At 64.6% G+C, this 24,643-nt stretch carries 24 protein-coding genes; 19 read left to right on the top strand and 5 right to left on the bottom strand.

Annotated features, from left to right (window positions below):
* Positions 1-3: 3 nt before the first annotated feature.
* From WH367_RS17240 to WH367_RS17220, 5 genes are read left to right on the top strand one after another with little or no spacing between them, the layout of a single operon-like run.
* On the top strand, positions 4-768 hold the full coding sequence (locus WH367_RS17240) for an ABC transporter ATP-binding protein (protein ID WP_339537024.1): 765 nt from the start codon (positions 4-6) through the stop codon (positions 766-768).
* On the top strand, positions 768-1,478 hold the full coding sequence (locus WH367_RS17235) for an ABC transporter ATP-binding protein (protein ID WP_339520101.1): 711 nt from the start codon (positions 768-770) through the stop codon (positions 1,476-1,478). The genes WH367_RS17240 and WH367_RS17235 overlap by 1 nt, the downstream gene beginning before the upstream one ends.
* Position 1,479: 1 nt before the next feature.
* Entirely contained in the window at positions 1,480-1,935 is a 456-nt protein-coding gene (locus WH367_RS17230) for an acyl-CoA thioesterase (RefSeq protein ID WP_021029000.1), read from the top strand.
* A 27-nt stretch (positions 1,936-1,962) separates the two neighbouring features.
* Positions 1,963-2,361 (top strand): RidA family protein, encoded by a 399-nt coding sequence (locus WH367_RS17225; protein WP_312986293.1) that lies wholly within the window; start codon positions 1,963-1,965, stop codon positions 2,359-2,361.
* A gap of 7 nt (positions 2,362-2,368) precedes the next feature.
* The gene (locus tag WH367_RS17220) at positions 2,369-3,250 is read left to right on the top strand and encodes an alpha/beta hydrolase (protein ID WP_339537023.1); all 882 of its coding nucleotides are present in this window, start codon (positions 2,369-2,371) and stop codon (positions 3,248-3,250) included.
* Positions 3,251-3,287: 37 nt separating this feature from the next.
* On the opposite strand, the gene WH367_RS17215 is transcribed toward WH367_RS17220, so the two are convergent.
* The 3 genes from WH367_RS17215 to WH367_RS17205 all read right to left on the bottom strand — a co-directional run bounded on the left by WH367_RS17215 (position 3,288) and on the right by WH367_RS17205 (position 7,046).
* The gene (locus WH367_RS17215; RefSeq protein WP_445228125.1) at positions 3,288-4,472 is read right to left on the bottom strand and encodes a phospholipase A; all 1,185 of its coding nucleotides are present in this window, start codon (positions 4,470-4,472) and stop codon (positions 3,288-3,290) included.
* Between the two features lie 63 nt (positions 4,473-4,535).
* On the bottom strand, positions 4,536-4,961 hold the full coding sequence (locus WH367_RS17210; RefSeq protein WP_339537022.1) for a hypothetical protein: 426 nt from the start codon (positions 4,959-4,961) through the stop codon (positions 4,536-4,538).
* 6 nt (positions 4,962-4,967) lie between these two features.
* Positions 4,968-7,046 (bottom strand): ATP-dependent helicase, encoded by a 2,079-nt coding sequence (locus WH367_RS17205; protein WP_312986298.1) that lies wholly within the window; start codon positions 7,044-7,046, stop codon positions 4,968-4,970.
* Positions 7,047-7,318: 272 nt separating this feature from the next.
* Between WH367_RS17205 and WH367_RS17200 the strand changes: the two genes are divergently transcribed.
* From WH367_RS17200 to WH367_RS17180, 5 genes are all read left to right on the top strand, one after another.
* Complete coding sequence (locus WH367_RS17200) at positions 7,319-8,023, top strand: hypothetical protein (protein ID WP_312986299.1); 705 nt, start codon at positions 7,319-7,321, stop codon at positions 8,021-8,023.
* Entirely contained in the window at positions 8,020-8,586 is a 567-nt protein-coding gene (locus tag WH367_RS17195; RefSeq protein ID WP_339537021.1) for a GTP-binding protein, read from the top strand. The genes WH367_RS17200 and WH367_RS17195 overlap by 4 nt, the downstream gene beginning before the upstream one ends.
* Entirely contained in the window at positions 8,583-8,981 is a 399-nt protein-coding gene (locus tag WH367_RS17190) for a roadblock/LC7 domain-containing protein (protein ID WP_021028992.1), read from the top strand. The genes WH367_RS17195 and WH367_RS17190 overlap by 4 nt, the downstream gene beginning before the upstream one ends.
* Before the next feature lie 109 nt (positions 8,982-9,090).
* Positions 9,091-9,450 carry a hypothetical protein gene (locus WH367_RS17185; RefSeq protein WP_021028991.1) on the top strand — a complete coding sequence of 120 codons (360 nt, stop codon included), beginning with the start codon at positions 9,091-9,093 and terminating at the stop codon, positions 9,448-9,450.
* Positions 9,451-9,614: 164 nt separating this feature from the next.
* A complete protein-coding gene (locus tag WH367_RS17180; RefSeq protein ID WP_339537020.1) occupies positions 9,615-10,565 on the top strand; it encodes an AEC family transporter in 951 nt (316 codons plus the stop codon).
* Here WH367_RS17180 and priA read toward each other — a convergent pair.
* On the bottom strand, positions 10,562-12,670 hold the full coding sequence (priA, locus tag WH367_RS17175; RefSeq protein ID WP_339537112.1) for a replication restart helicase PriA: 2,109 nt from the start codon (positions 12,668-12,670) through the stop codon (positions 10,562-10,564). The two genes, WH367_RS17180 and priA, sit on opposite strands and share 4 nt — an antisense overlap.
* 782 nt (positions 12,671-13,452) lie before the next feature.
* Between priA and WH367_RS17170 the strand changes: the two genes are divergently transcribed.
* From WH367_RS17170 to WH367_RS17145, 6 genes are all read left to right on the top strand, one after another.
* Positions 13,453-14,280, top strand: coding sequence for a lysophospholipid acyltransferase family protein (locus tag WH367_RS17170; protein ID WP_339537019.1), 828 nt, complete (start codon positions 13,453-13,455; stop codon positions 14,278-14,280).
* Positions 14,281-14,362: 82 nt separating this feature from the next.
* Positions 14,363-15,379 (top strand): M48 family metallopeptidase, encoded by a 1,017-nt coding sequence (locus WH367_RS17165; protein ID WP_445228127.1) that lies wholly within the window; start codon positions 14,363-14,365, stop codon positions 15,377-15,379.
* 40 nt (positions 15,380-15,419) lie between these two features.
* Positions 15,420-15,851 carry a rhodanese-like domain-containing protein gene (locus WH367_RS17160; RefSeq protein WP_312986304.1) on the top strand — a complete coding sequence of 144 codons (432 nt, stop codon included), beginning with the start codon at positions 15,420-15,422 and terminating at the stop codon, positions 15,849-15,851.
* Between the two features lie 101 nt (positions 15,852-15,952).
* Positions 15,953-16,780, top strand: a complete 828-nt coding sequence (locus WH367_RS17155) for an ABC transporter permease (RefSeq protein ID WP_027011402.1) — start codon at positions 15,953-15,955, stop codon at positions 16,778-16,780.
* Positions 16,770-18,152 (top strand): ABC transporter ATP-binding protein, encoded by a 1,383-nt coding sequence (locus tag WH367_RS17150; protein WP_021028983.1) that lies wholly within the window; start codon positions 16,770-16,772, stop codon positions 18,150-18,152. Before WH367_RS17155 ends, WH367_RS17150 begins: the two co-directional genes overlap by 11 nt.
* Complete coding sequence (locus WH367_RS17145) at positions 18,149-21,028, top strand: class I SAM-dependent methyltransferase (RefSeq protein WP_339537017.1); 2,880 nt, start codon at positions 18,149-18,151, stop codon at positions 21,026-21,028. Before WH367_RS17150 ends, WH367_RS17145 begins: the two co-directional genes overlap by 4 nt.
* Before the next feature lie 78 nt (positions 21,029-21,106).
* Here the strand turns inward: WH367_RS17145 and lysM are convergent, their stop codons facing one another.
* The gene (gene lysM, locus WH367_RS17140) at positions 21,107-21,571 is read right to left on the bottom strand and encodes a peptidoglycan-binding protein LysM (protein WP_021028981.1); all 465 of its coding nucleotides are present in this window, start codon (positions 21,569-21,571) and stop codon (positions 21,107-21,109) included.
* 176 nt (positions 21,572-21,747) lie between these two features.
* On the opposite strand from lysM, the gene WH367_RS17135 reads away from it, so the two are divergent.
* The 3 genes from WH367_RS17135 to rfbD all read left to right on the top strand — a co-directional run bounded on the left by WH367_RS17135 (position 21,748) and on the right by rfbD (position 24,643).
* Positions 21,748-22,521 (top strand): type III pantothenate kinase, encoded by a 774-nt coding sequence (locus tag WH367_RS17135; protein ID WP_027011401.1) that lies wholly within the window; start codon positions 21,748-21,750, stop codon positions 22,519-22,521.
* 113 nt (positions 22,522-22,634) lie between these two features.
* Positions 22,635-23,690 carry a dTDP-glucose 4,6-dehydratase gene (gene rfbB / locus WH367_RS17130; RefSeq protein ID WP_339537016.1) on the top strand — a complete coding sequence of 352 codons (1,056 nt, stop codon included), beginning with the start codon at positions 22,635-22,637 and terminating at the stop codon, positions 23,688-23,690.
* A gap of 59 nt (positions 23,691-23,749) precedes the next feature.
* Positions 23,750-24,643, top strand: coding sequence for a dTDP-4-dehydrorhamnose reductase (rfbD, locus tag WH367_RS17125; RefSeq protein ID WP_339537015.1), 894 nt, complete (start codon positions 23,750-23,752; stop codon positions 24,641-24,643).

Below are 24,643 nucleotides of genomic sequence, written 5' to 3'. Positions count from 1 at the left end.
AAGATGCCAACCCCTTTGTTGCAGGTGCAGAACCTGGTCAAGCGCTTTGGTGGCCTCACCGCCACCGACCATGCCAGCTTTGCGGTGCAGGCTGGCCAGATCCATGCGCTGATCGGGCCGAACGGCGCGGGCAAGACGACCTTGATCCACCAGCTGTCGGGGGCGCTCGCGCCCGATGAAGGGCAGATACTGTTTGCTGGTGAGGCGGTGGAGCGCAAGCCCATGCCCGCGCGGGTGCAGGCCGGCCTGGTGCGCTCCTACCAGATCACCAGCATCTTCAAGCGCCTGACGGTGCTGGAGAACATTGCACTGGGCGTGCAGGCACGCGATGGATCGAGCTGGCGCTTTTGGCGCCCGGCACGCAGCGAGAGCGCGCGCTATGCGCAGGCCGCCGAGGTGGCAGAGCGCGTAGGCCTGGCTGCCCAGCTGCAGCAAACTGCCGGGCTGCTGGCGCATGGCGAGCAGCGCCAGCTGGAGGTGGCGCTGGCGCTGGCCACGCGGCCGCGCATGCTGCTGCTCGATGAGCCGATGGCGGGCATGGGGCCGGACGAATCCGAGCGCATGGTGCAGCTGCTGCTGCAGCTGCACCAGGACACGACGATCCTGCTGGTGGAGCACGACATGGACGCGGTCTTCCGCCTGGCCGACCGCATCTCGACGCTGGTGTTTGGCAAGGTGATCGCGACGGGCACGCCCGATGAGATTCGGCGCAACCCGGATGTGCGGCGCGCCTACCTGGGTGATGAAGCCGCAGAGGAGGCCGCCTGATGAGCACTTTGCTGGAAGTGGAAGCCTTGGAGACCTGCTACGGCAGCAGCCAGGTGCTGTTTGGCATCCATCTGCGCATGGCGGCGGGCGAGGTTGCGACCTTGCTGGGGCGCAATGGCATGGGCAAGACCACCACGGTGCGCAGCCTGCTGGGCATGACACCGGCATCGGCGGGCAGCGTGCGGTTTCGCGGCGAGCGCATCGAGCACCTGCCTGCCGACCGCATCGCCCGCATGGGCATGGCCGTGGTGCCCGAAGGCCGGCAGATCTTTGCCAACCTGACGGTGCAGGAAAACCTGCAGGCCTTTGCGGCCAACCGCAATGCCTCGGAGAACCCCTGGTCGCTGGACCGTGTCTACCAGCTGTTCCCGCGCCTGGCCGAGCGCGCCGGTAACCCGGGCAACCGGCTCTCGGGCGGCGAGCAGCAGATGCTGGCCATTGGCCGGGCGCTGATGACCAACCCGCATCTGCTGATCCTGGACGAGGCGACCGAAGGCCTGGCGCCGCTGATCCGCGAGGAGATCTGGCAGTGCCTGGCGGCCTTGCGCGCGCAGGGCCAGGCGATTTTGGTGATCGACAAATACGTCAAGCGGCTGATGGCGCTGGCCGACCAGCACACCTTGATCGAGCGCGGCCAGGTGGTATGGCAGGGCAGCTCGGCCCAGCTGGAGGCGCAGCCCGCGCTGTGGCAGCGCTATATCGGGGTCTGACATGGCAGCCCTGACCTGGCCTGAGGCCGGCCCCGTTTTCCGCGTGGCCACCGGCATCCGTTTTGCGCAGTGCGATCCGGCCGGCATTGTGTTTTATCCGCAGTACCTGGTGCTGTTCCAGTCGCTGGTCGAGGACTGGTTCAACCAGGCACTGCACCACCCCTATGCCCAGATGCTGGGGCCCGAGCGCACGGGTCTACCCATCGTGCATCTGGCCTGTGATTTTCGTGCCATTGCCCGCATGGGCGATGCGGTGCAGCTGGAGCTGGCCGTGCTGCGGCTGGGCAGCCGCTCGCTGCAGCTGGCGCTGCGCTGTGTGGGCGACGATGGCCAGGTGCGGGCACTGGCCCACCAGGCGCTGGTGTTCACCAGCCTGGACAGCCATGAGGCCATCCGCATACCGCCAGCCATCCACCGCCGCATGGCGGCCTGGCTGGCCGGTGAGCGCTTTCAATAATGCTTGGTTTTTAGAAGGAATCGTCTCATGCAAGTACTACTTCCCCAGGGTTGGCCCCGGCCCAAGGGCTATGCCAATGGCGTGATGGTCAGCGGCCGGCAGATTTTTGTCGCCGGCATGATCGGCTGGGATGCGCAAGGGGTGTTCCACACCGACGACCTGGCCGGCCAGGTGCGCCAGGCGCTGCAGAACATTGTGGCGGTGCTCGAAGAGGGCGGCGCCCGGCCCGAGCATATCGTGCGCATGACCTGGTACATCACCGACAAAGAGGCCTATATGGCCCAGCAGGCGGAGATCGGCAAGGCCTACCGCGAGCTGATCGGCAGCTTCAACGCCGCGATGACCGCAGTGCAGGTGGTGGCCTTGATCGAGGACCGCGCCAAGGTGGAGATCGAGGTCACCGCCGTGGTGCCCGATGCCGGCTGACTCGGCTATGGCTGCGCCGCCCGGGACTTTTAAGCTGTACCGCGATTTTGAATCGCAGGCGCAGATTGATGCGCAGTACGACCCGCTGCGCCCGGTGGCCGACCCGGCTGCCGCGCGCCAGCATTTTGCCGAGCGCAGTGCCCAGGCGCGTAGGGGGCTGCGCTGCACGCTGGATGTGCCGTTTGGCCCGACTCTGGCCGAGACGCTGGATATCTTCCCGGCCGAGGGCGGCGCGGCGGCGCCCGTGTTTGTCTATCTGCATGGTGGCTACTGGCGGGCCAACACCTCCAAGGAGTTCAGCTGCGTCGCCTTCGGCCCGCAGGCGCTGGGCTTTTGCACCGTGGTGGTGAACTATGCCTTGTGCCCGCAGGTGAGCATTGACGAAATCGTGCGCCAGTGCCGCGCCAGCCTGGCCTGGGTGCTGCGCCATATCGAGGCCTATGGCGGCGACCCGGCAAGGGTGGTGGTGGGCGGGCATTCTGCTGGTGGCCAGTTGGCTGCGATGTGCCTGCAAACGCGCTGGGAGCGCGACTATGGCCTGCCCGATGACCCGCTGCGCGGCGCGCTGCTGATCAGCGGCCTCTACGATATCGCGCCGCTGCGCTACAGCTACCTGCAGCCGCTGATCCAGCTCGACGACGGGCTGGTTGCGCGCAACTCACCCGCGTTTGCGGCCAGGCGCTGCGCCACCCCCATGCACCTGGTCTGGGGCGGGCGCGAACAAAGCGAGTTTGAGCGCCAGTCGCTGCTGATGCACAGCGCCTGGCAGGCGGCGGGCAATGTGGCCGAGCAGGCGGCGCTGCCCGGCTGCGACCATTTCACGGTGCTCCATGGGCTGGAGGATCCGCAGTCGGATCTGTGCCAGCGCCTGCTGCGGCTGTCTGCCTAGAATTTCTTGGAAAACGGCTGCGCAGCAGACGTCCTGTTTAGAAGTCCAGCAGGCTGAAGCCCAGCGAGAACACAGTCCGCTTGTAGTTGTAGTCGATCAGGCTGTCGCCATAGCCGTGGAAGAGCTGGGCATGCAGGCGCAGGTTGCTCTTGCCGCCCATCCAGCCATCACCCAGGGTATGCATCCATTCGACGCGGCCAGAACCCTTGCCATGGCCGTTGAGCGAGCCGCGTGCGGTCACGCCCATCCAGTTGCGCTGGTTGACGTTCCAGCCCAGTTTCAGCTCGCTGCGGCCGATGTAGTTCTGGATATTGGGGTTGTTGTCGTCTTCCGCGCTCTCGTTGATGCGGTGCCAGATCTTGGCCTGCAGCTGCCAGCGGTTGTCCAGCTCAAACCCGGTCATCAGGTAGGTGCGGTTCCAGCTGCGCGAGAGCGGGTCGCTCTGGCCGTTGGACTGGTGCTCCAGGCCAATACCGCTGTAGCGCCAGCGCCAGCCAAAGGGCAGCTGGGCGGTGGTCGGGTAGACGTAGAAGATCTCGGGCTGGTGGTCGGTCGTGCGGAAGGGGCGCGAGAGGTCCGAGTTGAACACCTGCCAGTAGGACAGGCCGGTGTAGCCAATCCACAGCGAATCACGCAGCTTGCCATTGGGGTCGGTGAGCAGGTTTTGCGCCAGCTTGGTGCGCACCGACAGCTGGATGCGCATCTCCTGACGCTGGTAATCGGTCTCGGTGGTGGCCGAATTGACCGGATTGAGCGAGCTGGGCTGGCGGTTGACCTTGTCGCCGACGGCCACCGACACCGACAGTGGGCGGTAGCCACGGAAGCTGAACTGGCCGCAATCGGTGCCCGCTTCCAGCTCCCAAAAGCGCGACATCTCGGTGTAGGCGTCATCGCGGCAGCCGCCAATCGGGGCGGGCGCATCGGCAGCGGCGAGGGCGCCAGCTGGCGGGGTCAGGCCGACCATGGCGTTGGCCGAGGCGGCAGGGGTGCTGGCTGCGGGCTGCGCCTGTTGGCTGAGCTGGGGCTGCTGCGACTGCTGCTGCGCCCATTGGTCAAAACAGGCCAGGCGGGCGGGGCCGTCGCTGAGCGCCGTGCACTGCTGCCACACCGTGGCCGTTGTGGCGCTGGCAGGGGTTTGCGCAAAGCTGCCCAGCGGCAGACCGGCCATCAGCAGGCTCGCCGCCAGCGGTGCTGGCGAGCGCAGAAATTTCGTTGTTGTCATGGTCGAGGAGGAAGGTAGGACGCGTGGCTGGGACGGCTGCGCGGATGCCCATTATTGCGGCGATTAGGGCGTTTTCGATGGCTTGCGTATGACGAAGGCGTGGCTGTTGTCGTTCGCATCCAACCATTCGCCCCTGATCTCGCGGCCGCAGCTGCCGTCGACCACCTCGCCCAGCCAGGTGCCCGAGACCTTTTTGCCATCGGCCGACTCTTCCATCGTCAGCTTGCCCTTGTCCACATCACCAACGACGATGGCCGTGCCACCGGGGCGCTGGATCTGGCCTTTGACGGTGCCGTTCCATTCGGGGTGGGGGGCCAGCTGCAGGGTGACGGGCCCGGGCAGGCCGGGCAGCTCGGCCTGCCAGTGGCCCAGCAGCTCGGGCTGCTCCATCTGCAGCGCGCTGGGGCAGGCGGGGCGGGGTGCGGGGGGGCTGGTGCAGGCGCTGCTCAGCGCTGCGCAAAAAGCGGTCAGGATCAGGGTCTTGGTCATGGATAGTCAGAGGGGATCGGGGCTGGCGGCAGCGGTGCTCTGGGCCTTGCGCGCGAACTCTTCGCGCAGCTGGCGCAGTTTCTCGCGCGGGTCTTCGCGGGCGGTGCTGCTGTCCAGGCCCATCTCGGCAATAAAGCGGCTGGGCAGGGCGGAGACCAGCTCGCGGCCCTTTTTGCGCCGCTTGGTCCAGCTCACGGCCAGCGAGCGCTGGGCCCGCGTGATACCCACGTACATCAGGCGGCGCTCTTCCTGCAGGCGCTGCGCGGTATCGTCGCTGACCTTTTGCTGGCGGCCATCATCGTCGTCGAGCTTGAAGGGCAGCAGCCCTTCGTTGACGCCGATCAGCATCACATGGGGCCATTCCAGCCCCTTGCTGGCATGCAGGGTGGAGAGGATCACCATGTCCTGCTCCTTTTCGCGCTCGCTGATGGTCGAGAGCAGGGCGATGGTCTGCGAGACTTCGAGCAGGCTCTTGGACTCGCTCACCGTCGTTGTGTCGGCCGCTGTCGTGGTCTGGCCGCCGGCGCGCTGGGCCATCCAGTCGCAGAACTCCAGCACATTGGTCCAGCGGGCGGCGGCGACCTTCTCGCTGTCTTCGGCGTCATAGAGGTGCTGCTCGTAGCCGATCTCCTTGAGCCAGTCGAGCAGAAAGGCCAGCGATTGCTCGGCCCCGCGTGTCTGGCGGGCGCGGTATTCCAGGTCATTGATATAGCGGCCAAACTCCAGCAGGCTCTCGCGGCCCTTGGCGGGCATCGCGTCCTCGAGCATGGCATTGAACAGCGCACCGAACATGCTGCAGCGGTGGGCCTTGGAGAATTCGCCCAGGCGCCCCAAGGTGGTGTGGCCGATGCCGCGCTTGGGGTTGGTGATGGCGCGCAGAAAAGCCGGGTCGTCGTCGTTGTTGATCCACAGCCGGAACCAGGCGCAGAGGTCGCGGATTTCGGCGCGGTCAAAAAAGCTGGTGCCGCCCGATACCTTGTAGGGCACATTGGCCTTGCGCAGCGCCTTCTCGAAAGGCTTGGCCTGGTGGTTGGCGCGGTAGAGGATGGCGAAGTTCTTCCAGTCCGGTGGCGGGTTGGCCGCTGCGCGCAGGCTCAGGATGCGGGCAACGGCGCGCTCGGCCTCGTGCTCTTCGGAGTCGCAATCGACGATGCGCACCGGCTCGCCCTCGCCCAGCTCGGAAAACAAGGTCTTGGGAAACAGCTTGGGGTTGGGCTGGATCACATTGTTGGCCGCGCGCAGGATGGCGCTGGTCGAGCGGTAGTTCTGCTCGAGCTTGATGACCTTGAGCTGGGGATAGTCCACCGGCAGCTTCTTGAGGTTGTCCAAGGTGGCGCCGCGCCAGCCGTAGATGCTCTGGTCGTCATCGCCCACGGCGGTGAGGTGGCCGCGCTCGCCCACCAGCAGCTTGAGCAGCTCGTACTGGGTGGCATTGGTGTCCTGGTATTCGTCGACCAGCACATGGCCCAGGTTGGCCTGCCATTTGGCGCGGACCTCGGGGTGGTCGCGCAGCAGCCGCAGCGGCATGCCGATCAGGTCGTCAAAGTCCACGCTCTGGTAGGCGGTCAGCCGCTCGTCGTAGCGCTGCATCAGCACGGCAATGGCACGCTCGTTGTCATCGGCAGCCTGGGCCAGCGCCTCCTTGTAGTCGAGGCCCATGTTCTTCCATTTGCTGATGGTCCACTGCCACTGGCGGGCGGTGGCCACATCGGCGGTGCCGCCAGCGGCATCCTTGAGGATGCCGACCACGTCGTCGCTGTCCAGAATGCTGAACTGGGGCTTGAGCCCGAGCACATGGCCGTCCTCGCGCACCATCTTCACCCCCAGCGCATGGAAGGTGCAGACCAGCACATCCTTTGCCTGGCGGCCGATGAGGCTCTTGGCGCGCTCGCGCATTTCGGAGGCGGCCTTGTTGGTGAAGGTGATGGCCGCAATCTTGCGCGGCGCCATGCCGGTTTCGATCAGGCGGGCAATCTTGTGGGTGATCACCCGGGTCTTGCCCGATCCGGCACCGGCGAGCACCAGGCAGGGGCCCTGGGTGTAGTGCACAGCTTGTAATTGGGCGAGATTGAGACCAGCGGCCATGGTGGCGAGCGTACCTTTGCAGATCAGGAAGGAGAGCGCAGAAGAATAGCCGCAACGACAGGCATCTGCAGATTCAGGACTTTGGCTTTTACATGTTTGCTTACACAAAAAACCACAGATTTTTTGAAATTGTCAATGAATGTAGAGCAGATGGTAAAACCCCCAAAGAAACACTTGCGTCTGGCAAGCAAGCTTTTAGAATGCCGATAGTATTGCTGCGGCTAAGTGGCAAACCCTATTAATTAAGCCAATAAAAGTGTGAAATTATCGCCATGCAGACCGCCGGTATTTCCGCAGAATTGCTGACCCCCAGCAGCCGCAACCGCTTTGCGCCGCTGTATGGCGTGGCCTCGCGCAAATCGGTGCTTCCCTGGAAGGAGGTACCCCGTGACCGCGCCCAGCTGATTGTGCTGGACCAGGGCATGGCCGATGCAATCTCGTCGCTGGGCAAGGCACCTTGCGTGGTCTGCATCGGGCAGGTCAAGACGGCGATGCTCGATGGCGCCAGCTGGGTGGGTCGGCTGGAGGCGGACTACACCTTGAGCGATTTGATCGACATGTTTGACCGCGCAGCGGTCTTTCTGCTCGACTGGGATGCGCGCAACAAGGTCATCCGCCAGGAATCGGTGCAGGCCGCTGCACAGCCTGCACCGACGACCCGCCAGGAGTTCCGCTACCAGCTCAAGTCCTGGGTGTCGGTGGGTGCGCCTTTCAATACCGGTCCCTGCATCCGCGCGCTGGCGCTGCTCTCGCGTGAACCGGTCTCCATCGTCCAGCTGTGCCTGCACAGCGGGCTGGACAACACGGTGGCCCGTGGCCTTTTGGTCGAGCTGGGCCGGCGCGGCGTGCTGCGCGGCGTGGCCATGCCTGTCATTTCCGCTGCTTCTTCCCCCTCCCACCATCGCGAGCCGCTACACTCCAAAGGTTTGCTCAGCCGTTTGGGCCGATGGATACGAGGGGGAGGTAAGCCGGGATGAATCAAGAATCAGGCGGAGTCGGGCCGCACAAGATGCCGCGCATTGCGCTGTGCGGGCCCATGGGCATTGGCAAGACCACCGCCGTGCGTTCGCTGTGCGGTGCGCTGATGTCCAGCTCCGATGTCCGCAACCTCGATCTGGCGGCCCACAGCAAGGAGCTCACCACAGTTGGCACCGAGTTTGGCGAGATCGATCTGGGTGGCGGTGAGGTGGTGCAGATCTGCGGCTGCCCGGGCCAGGAGCGTTTCAGCTTTGTGCGCCAGTGGGTGCTGTCGGTGTCGATGGGCGTGTTCATCATGACCGATGTAAACAGCCCGACCAGCCTGGCCGAGACCAACCATATCCTCGACGAGATCGCGCAATTGCCCCAGCCACCTGTCACGCTGGTGCTGAGCGCACGCCCGGCCGCAACACAACAAATTGAAACATTCGCCCAAGGCGTGTATTCTGCTGGCCATGGGGTGATTCCCGTTCTGGAAGCGGACCCGCGCGACCGTGGGCAGCTGCTGGATGCGATGAGCGTACTTGTTTCCATGCTGTCCCTGCAAAGCGAGAATTCATGACTGCATCACAACCTCTGATCCCTGCCCAGGTCGTCAAGGCAGGCCAGCAGGCGCTTGATAAGCTTATTGGTCCTGTTGATGGCGTGCGTGTGGCACTGCTGAGCACGCCCGATGGATTTGAAATTGCATCCTTGCGCACGAACAGCGAGCTGCAGCTCAACCGCCTGTCGGCCATGGCCGGCTCGCTGATGGCGATGGCGCGTGCCGTGGGGCGCGAGATCAACCACACTGGTTGCAAGCGCCTGACCTTCGAGACCGAGAGCGGCGTGGTCGTGTTCCAGTCGGTCACCTCTGAGTTCCCCTGCATTCTGTGCATGGTGCTCGATACCAATGCGATCCTGGGCCGCGTGTTGTGGGCTGCGGCTGAAGTGGGCGCGGAGATGAACAAAGTCTGATGGCAAGGCTGGCTGCGGCCGGCACCTTGTTGTGGGAGAGCTGCGTATGCGCCGCACTGGCCGTATGGCGCAGCAACGATAAACCGCCAGTGTGTGAAGGGGGAGTGAGATGGCTTCGGTTCAAGACACGTTGACGCAACTTTTGACGGTGGAGGGCGCCATGTGCGCCGCGCTGGTGGACAGTGGCAGCGGCATGCTTTTGGGCAGTGCCGGATCGGGCCTGGACCTGGAGCTGGCAGCGGCCGGCAACACCGAGGTCGTGCGGGCCAAGCTCAAGACGATGAAATCGCTGGGTCTGCAAGACTCGATCGATGACATCCTGATCACCCTGGGTTCGCAGTACCACATCATCCGCCCGGTGGCGCTCAAGGAAGGTCTGTTCCTGTACCTGGTGCTGGACAAGCAGCGCAGCAACCTGGCGCTGGCCCGGCGTAAATGCGCGGAAGTCGAGAAATTGGTGACGATCTAAGTGCTTTAGATCGTTTTGGGCTCTGATCTGACACGCAGGTGTAGACAGGGCCTTGCAAGACCGGCCATCGATGGGGCCGGTCTTTTCTTTTGTGGACCGCGCGCCAGCCAGTGCCGGTCCCTCGCGCTACATCTGCGCTGGCGCATTCTGGGCACAATCGAGCCGTGCTGTCCGTCTTCCAAGTCACCTTTCCGTTTTTTGCGCTGGTTCTGTGCGGCTTTGTGGCCACGCGGCGCGGCATTTTCCCGCTCCAGGCGATTGCCGGCGTGAATGCGTTTGTGCTGTATTTCGCGCTGCCTTGCATGCTGTACAAGGCCGGCTCCTCGCTGCCCTTTGCGCAGCTGATGAACCTGCCGATCCTGTTGCTCTATGTGCTGTGCCAGTTCCTGCTGGTAGCGGGCTGCGTGGCGGCCTCGCGCCTGCGCGGCATGGACTGGAACAACAGCGCCTTTGGCGCGCTGGTGACCGCTTTTCCCAATACCGGGTTCATGGGCTTGCCGCTCTTGGTGGCGCTGCTGGGCGATGCGGCGGCCGGCCCGGCCATCGTCACCATGCTGGTCGACATGGTGTTCACCACCTCGCTGTGCCTGGCGCTGTCGCGCATGGACGGGGCGGCAGGCAATGCGCGTGCGGCGCTGCTCAAGGCGCTCAAAGGCGTGCTCACCAACCCCATGCCCTGGGCCATCTTGCTGGGCGCGCTCGCCTCGTTCATGGAGTGGAAGCTGCCCCAGGCGCTGGACCAGACCGCCGGCCTGCTGGGCAGCGCTGCCACCCCGGTGGCGCTGTTTGCCGTGGGCGCGGTGCTGGCCCGCTCCAAGATGGTGGAAGAGGAATACGCGGCCCCCGCCAGCTATGTGCCGCTGGCGCTGGTCAAGCTTTTTGTGCATCCGCTCTTGGTGCTGGGCCTGGGCCATGCCGCGATGGCGGCGGGCCTGCCGATCCAGCCGTTTGCGCTGCTGGTCGTCGCGCTGGTGGCTGCGCTGCCCAGCGCCAGCAATGTCACCTTGCTGGCCGGGCGCTATGGCGCCCACAATGGCCGCATTGCGCACATTATCTTGGTCAGCACGGCGCTGGCCTTTGTCAGCTTTTCGGCGGCCGTGACCTGGTTGGTCTAGATAGCCTGGGGGTCGACATCGACCAGCCAGCGCACCAGGCCCTTGTGCTCCGGATGCGCGCGCAGCCAGTGTAGGCAAGGCTGCCAGGCGCGCAGAAACTGCTGCAAGGCCTTGCGTGAGGGGCTCTCGATCAGCATCTGGGCGCGCTCCACGTTGGCCACGCGCTGCATCGACAACGGAATCGGCGGGTAGACAAAGACTTCGCTGCCTTCCAGCAGCTGCTGGCTGTGCGCGAGCTCGGAGGCGGCGCGCAAAAAGGCCTGGGCCTCCTGCTGCGACCTTGCATCGGCGCGGATGATGGCCTGGTGGGCGAAGGGCGGCATGGCCGCATCGCGCCGCTCCTTGAGCTGCTGGGCGGCAAAGCCGCTGTAGTCCCACTGGCGCAGCGCCTGGTAGACGGCATGTTCGGGCTGCTGGGTCTGCAGCCACATCTCGACGGCGCTGCCCTGGGCGGCCACGTAAGCCGCATCGCGCCCGGCGCGGCCGGCCGCCTGCAGCAGCAGCGAGAACAGGCGCTCGGGCGCGCGGAAGTCGCTGGACATCAGCGCATCATCGGGCTGCACGGCGGCCACCAGGGTCACGCGCCGAAAATCATGGCCCTTGGCGACCATCTGTGTGCCCACCAGCACGTCGACATCGCCAGCATGCATATCGGCCATCTTTTCTTCGAGTGCGCCCTTGGCCTTGGTGGTGTCGGCATCGATGCGGGCAATGCGGGCGGGCTGGCCGTCGGGCCGCTGCACATTGCGCAGCAGGCGCTCGAGCGCCTCTTCCAGCTGCTCGGTGCCCTTGCCCAGCGGCAGAATATCCGGGTTGCCGCAGCTGGGGCAGGCCAGCGGCACGCGCTGGCTGTAGCCGCAGTGGTGGCAGCGCAGCGTGCGGTCTATCTTGTGGAACACCTGGTGCGCGCTGCAGTGCGGGCAATCGCTTTTCCAGCCGCAGTCGCCGCAGAACAGCACCGGCGCAAAGCCGCGCCGGTTCAGCAGCACGAGGGCCTGCTCGCCCCGCTCCACCCGCTGTGTAATCGCCTGCAGCAGCGCGGGTGAGAACAGGGCCTGGCGCGGCTGCTGGCGCATATCGACCAGGCGCAGCCGGGGCATCTGGCCAGCGCCAATGCGGCTGGGCATGGCCAGCCGCAGGTAGCGGCCGCCGGCGTCCTCGCCGCTGGCAGGCCGGCTGGCCCACCAGCTCTCCAGCGAGGGGGTGGCCGAGCCCAGAATCACCTGGGCCTGCAGGTCATGGCCGCGCCAGATGGCCAGGTCGCGCGCCGAGTAGCGCGCCCCTTCCTGCTGCTTGTAGCTGGCGTCATGCTCCTCGTCGACGATCAATAGCCGCAAATGGGGAAGCGAAGCAAACACCGACATGCGTGTGCCCAGCACAATGCGGGCCTGGCCGGTATGGGCAGCCAGCCAGCTCTTGAGGCGCTGGGGCGCCGTCATGCCGCTGTGCATGCTGACGACCGCGCTGTCGCCCAGCCGGGCCGAAAAGCGTGCCTGGAAGCGGGCCTCCAGCTGGGGCGTCAGGTTGATCTCCGGCACCATCACCAGCACCTGGGCCTGGGGATCGCGCTCGAGCAAAGTCTCGGCCTGGTGCAGGTAGACCTCAGTCTTGCCGCTGCCAGTGCTGCCAAAAAGCAGGAATGGGCCCGGATTTTTGTCTATTTGCGCGCAAACTGCCATCTGCTCCTGGCTCAAGGCCAGCGCCTGGTCGGCCGCGATCTCGCTGTCCATCGCCGTTTTTTTGCGCTTGAGGCGCCGGGCCAGTTGCTCGACCGTCAGGTCCCGCAGCGCGGGTGGCAGCGCAGTAATTGCCATCTCGCCCAAGCTGCGCTGGTAGTAACGGGCGGCAAAATGGACCAAACGTAGCCAACTTGCAGGCAATGGCGCAATTGCCTCCAGCACCGCGGTGATCGGTTTGATCTTGGCCGGATCGCCGGCAAATGCGGTATCCGGACCCCAGACGACGCCCAGCACCTCCCGTTTGCCCAGCGGCACGCGCACCAGGCTGCCTGCGGGCAGCGCATGGGGGGCTTGGTAGGTCAGCAGTTCACTGGCCGCGCTGATGGCACTGTAGGCGGGCGTGTGGACGGCGATGGACAGAAAAATCAAGGGGAGGGCGGAAAGAGACGCGAGAGCTTCGAGTGTAGCGACTGGCGCGCCACTGCATGGGGCAAACCCCGCCCCGGTGCCTGAGCCGGCCCGTATGGTGTTTCTCCTGATTGCATCTGGGTCTACTGCAATCTTGTGACAAACCAAAGAACTTATACACAAGGCAAATCTCAAGAAAAATCAATACAGGACTTGGATTTCTGTGGATAACTTTGTTGAAATATCGGCGTTCTGACCTGGATCAGAATTACCACACATTGTCAGTTGGCTTGGAGGATTGGCTGACAAAATTTTTTTATTTATATCTTTCATTGAGTTATGTTTTGTGATCTGGCAATCTTGTCGATAGAGCCAGGATATTGTGCTAGAGGGTCTGCTTTCCACATTGTGTGCATAAGTGCTTGCTCCGGTGCCAGGCGCGGCACCGAGCGGGCGCGGAGGCCATCGCCTCTTATCCACATTTTTTCGTAAATTGGCTGAGTTATCCACCGCAATTCTTTGATGTGATTCAGAAATTGGGGTTTTGGTGGGTGCTTATGCAGTCGATCTATGCAGCTTCGTTCCACCGGCTGCGGACGGGGGCCTTGGCTTCCGATATGATTTAGCGCCAACCACGCCTGCGCCCTGCTGTTTTGCATGGCGTGGGTCGAATTTTTGCAGCAGCCTTTGGCGCACTGTGCGACGCAGCTGCGCTGGTTCGCGGCTCTGGGCTGGGCCCGCTGGCGTTGGCCAGCCAGGGGCCCGGCTTTTTGCGTCCCCCTGCCTTTTCTACTTGATCCATGTCATTGCTCCGATCGATACTGCATACGCTCTTCATGGGCCTGACGGTCATTCCCTACACCCTGACCATCTTGCTGCTGCGGGTTTGTGGTGCCAGCAGCCGCGCCCGCTATGCGGTGGCGCGCCGCTGGCTCAAGCTGTCGGCAGACAGCGCTGGCTGGTTCTGCGGTATCAAAGTCCGAACCCAGGGCATGGAGAATTTGCCGGTCGCCGGCCAGCCCGGCAGTGACAAGGGTGTGGTGCTGCTGTGCAAGCACCAGTCGACCTTCGAGACTTTTTTGATGCCCGCGATCATGCCCACGCCGCTGGCCTATGTGTTCAAGAAGGAACTGCTGAAGATTCCGTTCTTTGGCTGGTCCATTGGCAGCCTGGACATGATCCATATCGACCGCAAGGATGGCAGCCGCGCCTTTCACAAGGTGGTGGAGCAGGGCAAGCGCCTGCTGGGCCAGGGCATCTGGGTGATCATGTTCCCCGAAGGCACACGCATTGCACGTGGTGAGAGCGGCGACTACAAGACCGGCGCGACGCGCCTGGCCATCATGACCGGTGCCCAGGTGGTGCCGATTGCGGTGACTTCGGCCAAATGCTGGCCGCGCAAGGCCTTTGTCAAGACGCCCGGCATTGTCGATGTGTCCGTGGGCAAGCCCATCGACAGCAAGGGCCGCAAGCATGACGAGCTGATGGCCGAGGTCGAGTACTGGATCGAGTCCGAAATGCGCCGCCTGGACCCCGAGGCCTATGTGGGCAAGCCGGCGCTGCAGGCGCCAGCTGTGGCCATGGCAGCAGCATCCGCCGCTGCCGAGCCGGGTAGCGCTACCAAATAAAGGAAAAAGACTGCCGTGTCCGCCGCTGAGCGTGTCTTGTTGACCTACTGCTGCCGCAGAGCGGGGTGCTGCCATGGTTGATGTGCGCCGCCTGGTGCAGATGGCGCTGGACCTGTGGGAGCGCAGCGAGCCAGCTGCCGCTGCGCGGCCACCACCACCGGCTCCTGCGGCGGCGATGGCCGCCGATGCCAAGCCTGTGCTGGCGCCTGCGCCTGCCGCTGCAGCGCCTCCGCGGCCTGTGCCCGTGCCCATGTCGGCGCCGCGGCCCGCACCGGACGCCCGGCCAACCGTTCTTCCCACCCCTGCCGCCACCGCAGCACCAGCCTCCTTGCAGGCCCACCCTGCGGCCAACCGCAGCATTCTGTTGCAGGGCCAGCGGGTGGCCTACTTGCTCCAGCGTGCCAAGCGGCGCAGTATTGGCTTTGTGGTCAGTGAGGAAGGCTTGGTGGTACGCGCGCCGCGCTGGGTGACGCAGCCGGGTATTGACGAGGCGCTGCAGGAGAAAGCAGGTTGGATTGTGCGCAAGATCGCCGAGATGCAGCAGCGCCGCGCCAGCAGCCTGAGCGCCAGCATCCGCTGGGAAGATGGCGCGAGCCTGCCCTTTCTGGGCCAGCCGCTGCAGCTGGTGGTCGATAGCGAGCAGCGCGTGGCGCGCTCCGGGGCCGTCTGGCGGGTCGAGGAAGAGGCGCCGGGCTCGCCCTCGCGCCTCTATCTGGCGCTGCCGCCCAGTGCGGGGCGCACGCAGATCCGCGATCTGGTGCAGGCCTGGTTCATCCAGAGCGCGCGCCAGCATTTTTTGGCGCGGCTGGCGCATTTTGCGCCGCTGCTGGGCGTGCACTACACCAGCTTGCGCCTCTCGAGTGCCGAGACGCGCTGGGGCAGTGCCAAGTCCGATGGCTCGATCCGGCTGAACTGGCGGCTGATGCACTATGCGCCGGCCGTGATCGACTATGTGGTGGCCCATGAGCTGGCCCATTTGCGGGTGATGGACCACAGCCCCCGCTTTTGGGATACCGTGGCCGAGGTGGTGCCTGACCACCGCGCGCTGCGCCAGCAGCTCAAGGACATGCCGGCCCCGCCCTGGGACCGGGCAGCGTAGCGGGGCTGGGTCTGCCCGCTATTTTTTGGAAGAGGTATCTATGAGCTTGACCACAGAACAGCAGACCATTGCGCCTGCCAATGGCTATGCCGGTGATATTGGTGCCCGCCTGGCCTGGCATTGGGTGCAAAACCAGCAGGCCGTGCTGGTCGACGTGCGCACCGATGCCGAACGCGCCTGGGTCGGCCAGGTGCCTGGCGCCGTGGCCATTGCCTGGAAGCAATGGCCGGGCATGGCGATGAACCCGGATTTTGATGCCCAGCTGCTGGCCCTGGCCCAGCGGGCACCCGGCGCCAAGATCGTGCTGCTGTGCCGCAGCGGCGTGCGCTCGGTGGCAGCGGCGCAGCGCGCCAGCCAGCTGGGGCTGGAGGCCTACAACATCTTGCAGGGCTTTGAGGGCGATGCGAATGCCCAGGGGCAGCGTGGCCAGCTTGGTGGCTGGCGTTACCAGGGTTTGCCCTGGTCTCAATGAGCGGTGTAATCGTCGCCGCTTGTAACCGAGCCGCTTCCGAGGCAGTCGGGATAGCGCCGAGCCTGTAAACTTGGCCGCCTCATGATGGATGGAGTCTCACATTGACTGTCGGTGTAGGCAGCGCTGCCTCTGCGCGCGCGTTGGTGGGTAGCGTGCGTGCGCACTGGCCGCTGGTGGTCAAGATGACGCGCCGGGAAGTGAGTGAGCGCTTCAAGGGATCACTCGGCGGGTGGCTGTGGGCGGTGCTGATACCGCTGTGCATGCTGGTCATCTACACCTTTGTGTTCTCGGTGGTGTTCAAGGCACGCTGGGGCGAGGGACCCGAGTCCAAGACCCAGTTTGCGATGGTGCTGTTTGCCGGCCTGATCGTCTACGGCCTGTTCTCCGATGTGCTGAACCGCGCCCCGCACCTGGTACTGGCCAATGTGAACTACGTCAAGCGCGTGGTGTTTCCGCTGGAGATTTTGGTGGTGGTGGCCGTGTGCTCGGCGCTGTTCCAGGCGCTGGCCAGTCTGGTGGTGCTGCTCGTGGCGCTGTTGGTGCTGAACGGCAAGATCCCGCTGACGGCCGTGCTGCTGCCGCTGGTCTGGGCGCCTTTGGTCTTGCTCAGTGTCGGCGTGGGCTGGTTTTTTGCGTCGCTGGGCGTGTTTGCCCGCGATCTCAAGCAGATCACCGGGGTAATGACGACGATGCTGATGTTTATCTCGCCGATTTTCTTTCCCGTGCATGCGCTGCCTGCGAGCTTTCAGACCGCGATGTGGCTCAATCCGCTGACTTTTTTCATTGAACAGACGCGCGCCGTGCTGATCTGGGGCCGCATGCCGGACTGGAGCGGCTGGGCGATCAGCATGCTGGCCTGCAGCCTGGTCGCCTGGCTGGGCTTTGCCTGGTTCCAGAAGACGCGCAAGGGATTTGCCGATGTCCTCTGAATCTCTGGCACTGGAAGTGCAGGGCCTGGGCAAGTGCTTCCATATCTATGACGCGCCCGGTGACCGCCTAAAGCAGTTTGTGATGCCGCGCCTCTCGCGCCTCATGGGGCGCGAGCCCAAACCCTACCACCGCGAGTTCTGGGCGCTGCGCGGGCTGGACCTGCAGGTGGCCAGGGGCGAGACCATTGGCATCATTGGCCGCAATGGCTCGGGCAAGTCCACGTTCTTGCAGATGGTCTGCGGCACCTTGGCGCCCAGCTGCGGCGCGGTCACCACCCATGGGCGCATCGCGGCCCTGCTGGAGCTGGGTGCAGGCTTCAACCCCGAGTTCTCGGGCCGGGACAATGTGGCGATGAATGCGGCGCTGCTCGGGCTGAGCGATGCGCAGATCGCCGAGCGCTTTGACTCGATTGCCGCCTTTGCCGATATTGGCGAGTTCATCGACCAGCCGGTCAAGACCTATTCGAGCGGCATGTATGTGCGGCTGGCCTTTGCGGTGATTGCCCATGTGGACGCCGATATCCTGGTAGTTGACGAGGCGCTGGCCGTGGGCGATGCGGTGTTCACCCAGAAGTGCATGCGCTTTTTGCGCAGCTTCATGGAGCGCGGCACCTTGCTCTTTGTCAGCCACGATACGGCCGCCATCAAGAGCCTGTGCGACCGCGTGGTCTGGATCGACAAGGGCCAGGTGATGCAGATTGGCCCGACCAAGGAGGTCTGCGACCGCTACATGCAGGCCTGCTATGAGGCCGAGCAGGGCAGTGGGCCGGCCGCTGCGGCGCCGGCGGCGCCGGTGTTCGATGCCGGCCTGCCCTGGCATGACCAGCGGCGCGATTTCTTCCGCGCCGAGCCGCTGCGCAACGATATCGAGGTGTTTCGCTTCAACCCCGAGGCGCCTTCGTTTGGCCTGGGTGGGGCGCGCATTACCGGCGCCTGGCTGATGGACACGCAGCAGCGCCCCTTGCACTGGGTGGTCGGGGGCGAGCCGGTGGTCCTGCGCATCCAGGCCCAGTGCCACCAGCCTCTGCAGTCGCCCATCGTCGGCTTTGTGGTCAAGGACCGCACCGGCCAGGCCGTTTTTGGTGACAACAGCTATTTGAGCTACCTGGGCCAGCCCGTGGCCTGCGCCGGCGGCCAGGTTCTGCAGGCCGAGTTCAGTTTTGACATGCCCCGCATGCCGGTGGGCAATTACGCGATCGACGTCGCACTCGCTGATGGCTCGCAGCACGACCATGTGCAGCAGCACTGGATCCAGGATGCGCTGCACTTCAAGTCCGAGTCCACGAACATGGCCACCGGACTGCTGGGCATTCCGATGCGGTCCATCGTGCTGCAGGCCGGCCAGGCGCAACAGGAAACCTCTTCCCCATGAACCGTATGACAGACCTCCCGGGGCAAGCGCGCGCCAGCGATGGCTGGTTGCTGCCCGCCGCGTTGATGGAGCCCTACCATCTGACCCATCCTGCGCCCTGGGCCGGGCATATTCCGTTTGCCGCCTGGCTGATGGCGGTGGCGCAGCCGCGCAGCCTGGTCGAGCTGGGCGCATATTCGGGCATCTCCTACCTGGCTTTTTGCCAGGCGATTGCGGAGCAGGGCTTGCTGACGCGCACCTATGCGGTCGACACCTGGGAGGGCGATGCCCATGCCGGCGCCTACGGCGAGGGCATTTTGGCCAGCCTGCGCCAGGCCCATGACCCGCACTACACCCAGTTCTCGACCCTGATGCGCATGCGTTTTGACGAGGCCTTGCCGAGTTTTGCCGACGGCAGCGTGGATGTGCTGCATATCGATGGCCTGCACACCTACGAGGCGGTGCGCCATGATTTCGAGACCTGGCTGCCCAAGCTGAGCGAGCGCGCTGTGGTGCTGTTCCATGACAGCAATGTGCACCGCGATGACTTTGGCGTGCACCAGCTCTGGGCGGAACTGGAGGCGCGCTACCCCAGCCTGCATTTTCCGCACAGCAATGGCCTGGGCGTGCTGCTGGTGGGCGCGCAGCAGCCTGCATTGCTGCGCCGCCTCTGTGATCGCAGTGATGCGGCCTTTCAACGTGAGGTCTGCCGCGTGTTTGCGACGCTGGGCGCGCGCCTGGAGGCCAAGGCCGAGATGATTGCGCTGCAGCATGCGCTGGGTGACCAGCGCCAGCAGATACAGTCCTTGGAGGCGGCCGGCCAGCAGCGCCACAGCTGGATCGAAAAGCTCGATGCAGATATCCGCAGCCTGGAGCTGGAGCGCGAGCAGCTGCGGGGCCATCTGGAGGGCACCCAGGCCCAGGCCCAGCAAAGCCAGAATGCGCTGGAGCAGGCCCAGACCCAGACCCAATGGCTGACTGCTCAATGGGAGAGTCGCCAGCAGCAGCAGCAGCAGCACATCGCGCAGCAGGACATCCAGCTGGCGGCCTTGCAGCAGGAAGCGTCGCAAAAGCAGTGGCAGATCGAGCAGCAGGCCCAGCAGATGCAGGCGCTGGCGCGCAAGCTCTCGCCGATGTGGCAGATCACTGATTTGCTGCGCAAAGGAAAGCGCGTGGTCTTCCGGCTCAAGCAAAAGCTGGCGCCCTATGAGCCCGCAGGCCTGCGCCGGCTGCGCCATGCGCTGCGCCGCAAGATGCGCCAGGCCCGGGGCGCGCCTATGCCGGCGGTGGCCCTGCTGCCGGGCAGCAACCGGCATTACGGCATTTTGGCCACGGCGCACACGCAGTTTGTCGCCCATGCGCTGGCCCAGGTGCTGCGCAAGGCGGGCTTTGAGGTGAGCCTGCTGCAGGATGTGCCCGCCGAGGGCTTTGGCCTGGACATGTACATCGTGGTCTGCCCGCAGATGTTCAAGCAGCTGCCGCCCGGTGAGAAGCGCATCGTCTTCCAGATGGAGCAAAGCGTCAGCCCGCGCTGGTTCACCGATGACTACCTGGCGATTTTGGAAAACTCGCTGTCCGCCTGGGACTATGCGCCAGCCAACCTGGCCTTTTTGGAGACCAAGGGCATCCGCTATCCCCACACTTTCCTGGTGCCCATTGGCGGCGTGGCCGCGTATTCGCAGCTGCTGCAGGACTGCGGCGAGCCCGCATTGCCGCCTGCCGAGCCGAACTGCGATGTGCTGTTCTACGGCGATGTGAATGCGCCGCGCCGCCAGGAGATGCTGCAGGCCTTGCAGCGCCAGTTCTCGGTGCGCATCGAGGGCAACCTGTTTGGTGATGCCTTGCGCCAGGCCGTGCGCCAGGCGCGGGTGGTTGTCAATATCCACTACTACGAAGGCGCCTTGCTCGAGACCACCCGGGTGTACGAATGCCTGAGCCTGGGCACGCCTGTGGTGACCGAGAGCAGTGCCGATATCCACCAGCATGCGGCCTTGCTGGACAACCCCGCGCTGCGGGTGACGCCGGTGGGCGACGCCCAGGCGATGGTGCAGGCCGTGCAGGAGATGCTGCAGCAGCAAGCGCAGGCGCCTGCACAGCTGCAGCAAGGGTTGGCGCACGAGGTGGCCCGCAGCGGCCAGCAGTTTGAATTCATGGTGCTGCGCGCGCTTTATGCGCTGGGCCGCATCGATGCGGCGCAGTGGGAGGCGCTGACGGTGCAGCAGCCGCTGCCTGGCAGTTGCATGGTGCTGAGCATGCCCGAGACCGTGCGCCGCCGCGCCCATTTCATCGAGCAGACCTTGCCGGGCCTGCAGTCCGAGGTGGCGGTGTTCGATGGCGTGCGCTTCAGCCCCGGCTGGCTGGGCTGCGCGATGAGCTACCAGTACCTGGCACGCAAGGCCTTGCAGACCGGCGCGACGCAGCTGGAGATCATGGAAGACGACGTTGAGATGCCGCCCGACTATGCCCAGCGCCGCGCCCGCGTCGATGGCTGGCTGGCCGCCCATGACGGCCAGTGGGATATCTTTGCCGGTCTGATCGCCAAGATCCACCCGGGCACCCAGGTGCTGGAGGTGCAGGAGCAGGACGGCGAGACCTTTGTGGTGCTGGACCGCATGACCAGCATGGTGCACAACATCTACGCCCGGCCGGCGCTCGAAGCGCTGTCCGAGTGGAACTCTTCCATCCGCGACCCGCACACCAACACCATTGACAGCTACCTGCAGGGCCGTGCCCAGATGCGGGTGGTCACCACCTTGCCGTTCTTGGTGGCCCACACCACCGACATGGACTCCTCGCTCTGGGGCATCAACAACCACGAGTACCTGGCGGTTATCTACAAGGCCGAGCAGGACCTGCGCCAGCTGGTCGAGCGCTTCAAGCAGACGCAGGCCCGTTAACCAGCACACCTGGACAAAAAAAATCCCGCAGCGGCCAGGGCCGTCTGCGGGATTTTTTATCCAAGCTGCTGGGCTGGATTACAGCGCAGGAATGCGCAGCTTCTGGCCGGGGTAGATCTTGTTGGGGTCGCTCAGCATGGGCTTGTTGGCGTCGAAAATCACCATGTACTTGTTGGCATCGCCATACATCTTCTTGGAGATGGCCGACAGCGTGTCACCCGAGACCACATCGTAGTACTTGGCTTCTGGCTCGGGGTTGGTCACGGTCATCTGGTTGTCCACATCGCTGACGCTCGAGACATTGCCGCAGCACAGCGTGACTTTTTCCTTTGCCGACTGGGTGGGAGCCACACCGGTTACCGTGACTTTGCCGGCATCAAAGGCCACCTTCACATCGGACACGCCCAGGTTCTGGGTGCCAATGTATTTTTCGATGGCAGCGCCCGCTGTCGCGTTCAGGTCTTGTGCTGCGGTTGCGGCAGCCGCTTCCTTGCCGCCGAACAATTTCTCACCGGCTTCCTTGATAAAGCTGAACAGTCCCATGGTGACTCCTAGAGGGTTGGTTACAGGAACTGTCCAATATATAGCTATTTGTGAACGCCATGAAGTCAGACGGGGTCGCTTGAAAAAAATTCACAGTGGCGCCAGGAAGACGCGCGGCCCCCGGGATGTTGCACGTGCAACAAGGCGGGCGGCCAAAAAGGCCGATAATGCCGCCCATGCATTTTCTGGCCATCGACGTAGGGAACACGCGCCTCAAGTGGGCGATGTATGACGCAGCACAACCGGGCGCCGCCGTGCTGGCCCATGGCGTGGAGTTTTTGGACAATATCGAACGCCTGGCCGAGGGCAGCTGGGCCGAGCTGCCTGAACCGCAGTACATGCTCGGCTGCGTGGTGGCCGGCGACGTGGTGCGCCGCCGCGTGCAGACGCAGATGGACATCTGGGACCTGGCGCCCAACTGGGTGGTGTCGTCCAATGCGGAGGCGGGCCTGACCAATGGCTATGACCACCCCAGCCGCCTGGGCACGGACCGCTGGGTGGCGATGGTGGGCGCCTGGCACCATGTGCTGGCCCAGGGGCGCCAGCGCCCGGTGGTGGTGGTCATGGTGGGCACGGCGGTGACCGTCGAGGCCATCGATGCCGATGGCAAGTTTCTGGGCGGGCTGATACTGCCGGGCCACGGCATCATGCTCAAGGCGCTGGAGTCGGGCACGGCCGGCCTGCATGTGCCGACCGGCGAGGTGCGGCCATTTCCCACCAACACCAGCGATGCACTGACCAGCGGCGGCACCTATGCAATCGCCGGTGCGGTCGAGCGTATGGTGCAGCATGTGATGGCCCACTGCGGCCAGGAGCCTGCCTGCGTGATGACCGGCGGCGCCGGCTGGAAGATGATGCCCAGCATGACGCGGCCCTTCGAGCTGGTCGAAAACCTGATTTTTGACGGCTTGCTGCATATCGCCCACAGCCGCTTTGGCGCCAAGGGCTGAGCCCCGCCCACATGCGGTTACAGCGATAGCCCCTGGATTGGCCGAGCCAGGGCAGTGCAGCCGAAGGGCAATGCGATAATGGACGGTTATTTGTTGAACTACCTGTACTGACCATGATTCTCGTCACCGGAGGCGCCGGCTTTATCGGCTCGAATTTTGTGTTGGACTGGCTGGCGGGTTCGGATGAACCGGTGGTCAATCTCGACAAGTTGACCTACGCGGGCAATCTGCACAACCTAGAAAGCCTGCAGGGCGACAGCCGCCACCATTTTGTGCACGGCGATATCGGCGACCGCGCGCTGCTCGACCGCCTGCTGGCCGAGCACCAGCCGCGCGCCATCGTGCACTTTGCCGCCGAAAGCCATGTGGACCGCTCGATCCACGGCCCCGAGGACTTTATCCAGACCAATGTGGTCGGTACCTTGCGCCTCTTGGAAGCCGCCCGCGCCTACTGGAGCGGTTTGGAAGGCGAGCGCAAGGGCGGTTTCCGTTTTCTGCATGTATCGACCGATGAGGTCTACGGCAGCCTGGAAAAGGACGATCCGGCCTTTACCGAAACCCATAACTTCGAGCCCAACAGCCCCTACAGCGCAAGCAAGGCAGCGAGCGACCACCTGGTGCGCGCCTGGTTCCACACCTATGGCCTGCCGGTGCTGACCACCAACTGCTCGAACAACTACGGCCCCTACCACTTCCCCGAGAAGCTGATCCCGCTGATGATCGTCAACGCGCTGGCGGGCAAGAACCTGCCGGTGTATGGCGACGGCATGCAGATCCGCGACTGGCTCTACGTCAAGGACCACTGCAGCGCCATCCGCCGTGTGCTGGAGGCGGGCCGTCTGGGCGAGACCTACAACGTGGGCGGCTGGAACGAGATGCCCAATATCGAGATCGTCCAGCATGTCTGCAGCCTGCTTGACGCGCAGCGCCCGCGTGCCGATGGCCGCTCTTATGCCGAGCAGATCAGCTATGTGAAGGACCGCCCCGGCCATGACCGCCGCTATGCGATCGATGCGCGCAAGCTGGAGAAGGAGCTCGGCTGGAAGCCGGCAGAAACCTTTGACAGCGGTATCCGCAAGACCGTGCAGTGGTACCTGGAGCACCAGGATTGGGTGGCCCAGGTGCAGTCGGGTGACTATAAGGACTGGGTCAACAAGCAGTACGCCTGAGGGCGCTAGCGAGGCGGGCTTGGCATCTGCATGCCGGGGCTGCCTGACAGGACGATGCGATGAAAATACTGTTGTTGGGCAAGAACGGCCAGGTCGGCTGGGAGCTGCAGCGCAGCCTGCTGCCGCTGGGCGAAGTGGTTGCACTGGACCGCGCCAGCACCCCGCTGTGCGGCGACCTGCTGCGCCCCGAGGCGCTGGCCGAAACCGTGCGTGCGCTGGCGCCCGATGTGATTGTCAATGCCGCAGCCTACACCGCGGTGGACAAGGCCGAGAGCGAGCCCGAGGCCGCCCGCACGATCAATGCCGACGCCGTGGGCGTGCTGGCACGCGAGGCCCAGGCGCTGGGCGCCTGGCTGGTGCATTACAGCACCGACTATGTCTTCGATGGCGGTGGCGACCAACCCTGGCAAGAGGACCAGGCCACCGGCCCGCTGTCGGTCTATGGCCAGACCAAGCTCGACGGTGAGCGGCAGATTGCGGCCAGCGGTGCCAAGCATTTGATTTTTCGCACCAGCTGGGTCTATGCCGCGCGGGGCGGCAACTTCGCCAAGACCATGCTGCGCCTGGCGCAGGAGCGCGACAAGCTGGCCGTCATCGACGACCAGTGGGGGGCGCCCACCGGTGCCGACCTGATCGCCGATGTGACGGCCCATGCGCTGCGCACGGCGATGGCTTCGGGGGACGACCTGAGCGGTATCTACCACCTGGTGGCCGGTGGCGAGACCACCTGGAACCGCTATGCCCGCTTTGTGCTGGAGACGGCGCGCAAGATCAACCCGGCGCTGAATCTGACGGCGCAGGAGGTACAGGCGGTCGACACTTCGGCCTTCCCGACGCCAGCGCGCCGCCCCCACAATTCCCGTTTGAACACCCACAAATTGCAGCAGTGCTTTGCGCTGGATTTGCCTGACTGGCAAACCGGCGTGCAGCGCATGCTGCAGGAGATTCTCTGA

This window comes from Comamonas sp. MYb21 (assembly GCF_037479395.1).
Lineage (GTDB): Bacteria > Pseudomonadota > Gammaproteobacteria > Burkholderiales > Burkholderiaceae_C > Comamonas.
This window is presented reverse-complemented; position numbering and strand designations above follow the sequence as displayed.

What these genes read in the sequence shown, in the direction of transcription:
- WH367_RS17200 (WP_312986299.1), top strand. Translation starts at nt 7,319, where the DNA reads ATGCAGACCGCCGGTATTTCCGCAGAATTGCTGACCCCCAGCAGCCGC.
- WH367_RS17160 (WP_312986304.1), top strand. Translation starts at nt 15,420, where the DNA reads ATGAGCTTGACCACAGAACAGCAGACCATTGCGCCTGCCAATGGCTAT.
- lysM (WP_021028981.1), bottom strand. Translation starts at nt 21,571, where the DNA reads ATGGGACTGTTCAGCTTTATCAAGGAAGCCGGTGAGAAATTGTTCGGC.
- rfbB (WP_339537016.1), top strand. Translation starts at nt 22,635, where the DNA reads ATGATTCTCGTCACCGGAGGCGCCGGCTTTATCGGCTCGAATTTTGTG.
- WH367_RS17235 (WP_339520101.1), top strand. Translation starts at nt 768, where the DNA reads ATGAGCACTTTGCTGGAAGTGGAAGCCTTGGAGACCTGCTACGGCAGC.
- WH367_RS17210 (WP_339537022.1), bottom strand. Translation starts at nt 4,961, where the DNA reads ATGACCAAGACCCTGATCCTGACCGCTTTTTGCGCAGCGCTGAGCAGC.
- WH367_RS17225 (WP_312986293.1), top strand. Translation starts at nt 1,963, where the DNA reads ATGCAAGTACTACTTCCCCAGGGTTGGCCCCGGCCCAAGGGCTATGCC.
- rfbD (WP_339537015.1), top strand. Translation starts at nt 23,750, where the DNA reads ATGAAAATACTGTTGTTGGGCAAGAACGGCCAGGTCGGCTGGGAGCTG.
- WH367_RS17195 (WP_339537021.1), top strand. Translation starts at nt 8,020, where the DNA reads ATGAATCAAGAATCAGGCGGAGTCGGGCCGCACAAGATGCCGCGCATT.
- WH367_RS17185 (WP_021028991.1), top strand. Translation starts at nt 9,091, where the DNA reads ATGGCTTCGGTTCAAGACACGTTGACGCAACTTTTGACGGTGGAGGGC.
- WH367_RS17230 (WP_021029000.1), top strand. Translation starts at nt 1,480, where the DNA reads ATGGCAGCCCTGACCTGGCCTGAGGCCGGCCCCGTTTTCCGCGTGGCC.
- WH367_RS17215 (WP_445228125.1), bottom strand. Translation starts at nt 4,472, where the DNA reads ATGACAACAACGAAATTTCTGCGCTCGCCAGCACCGCTGGCGGCGAGC.
- WH367_RS17150 (WP_021028983.1), top strand. Translation starts at nt 16,770, where the DNA reads ATGTCCTCTGAATCTCTGGCACTGGAAGTGCAGGGCCTGGGCAAGTGC.
- WH367_RS17205 (WP_312986298.1), bottom strand. Translation starts at nt 7,046, where the DNA reads ATGGCCGCTGGTCTCAATCTCGCCCAATTACAAGCTGTGCACTACACC.
- WH367_RS17240 (WP_339537024.1), top strand. Translation starts at nt 4, where the DNA reads ATGCCAACCCCTTTGTTGCAGGTGCAGAACCTGGTCAAGCGCTTTGGT.
- WH367_RS17135 (WP_027011401.1), top strand. Translation starts at nt 21,748, where the DNA reads ATGCATTTTCTGGCCATCGACGTAGGGAACACGCGCCTCAAGTGGGCG.
- WH367_RS17220 (WP_339537023.1), top strand. Translation starts at nt 2,369, where the DNA reads ATGGCTGCGCCGCCCGGGACTTTTAAGCTGTACCGCGATTTTGAATCG.
- WH367_RS17170 (WP_339537019.1), top strand. Translation starts at nt 13,453, where the DNA reads ATGTCATTGCTCCGATCGATACTGCATACGCTCTTCATGGGCCTGACG.
- WH367_RS17145 (WP_339537017.1), top strand. Translation starts at nt 18,149, where the DNA reads ATGAACCGTATGACAGACCTCCCGGGGCAAGCGCGCGCCAGCGATGGC.
- WH367_RS17190 (WP_021028992.1), top strand. Translation starts at nt 8,583, where the DNA reads ATGACTGCATCACAACCTCTGATCCCTGCCCAGGTCGTCAAGGCAGGC.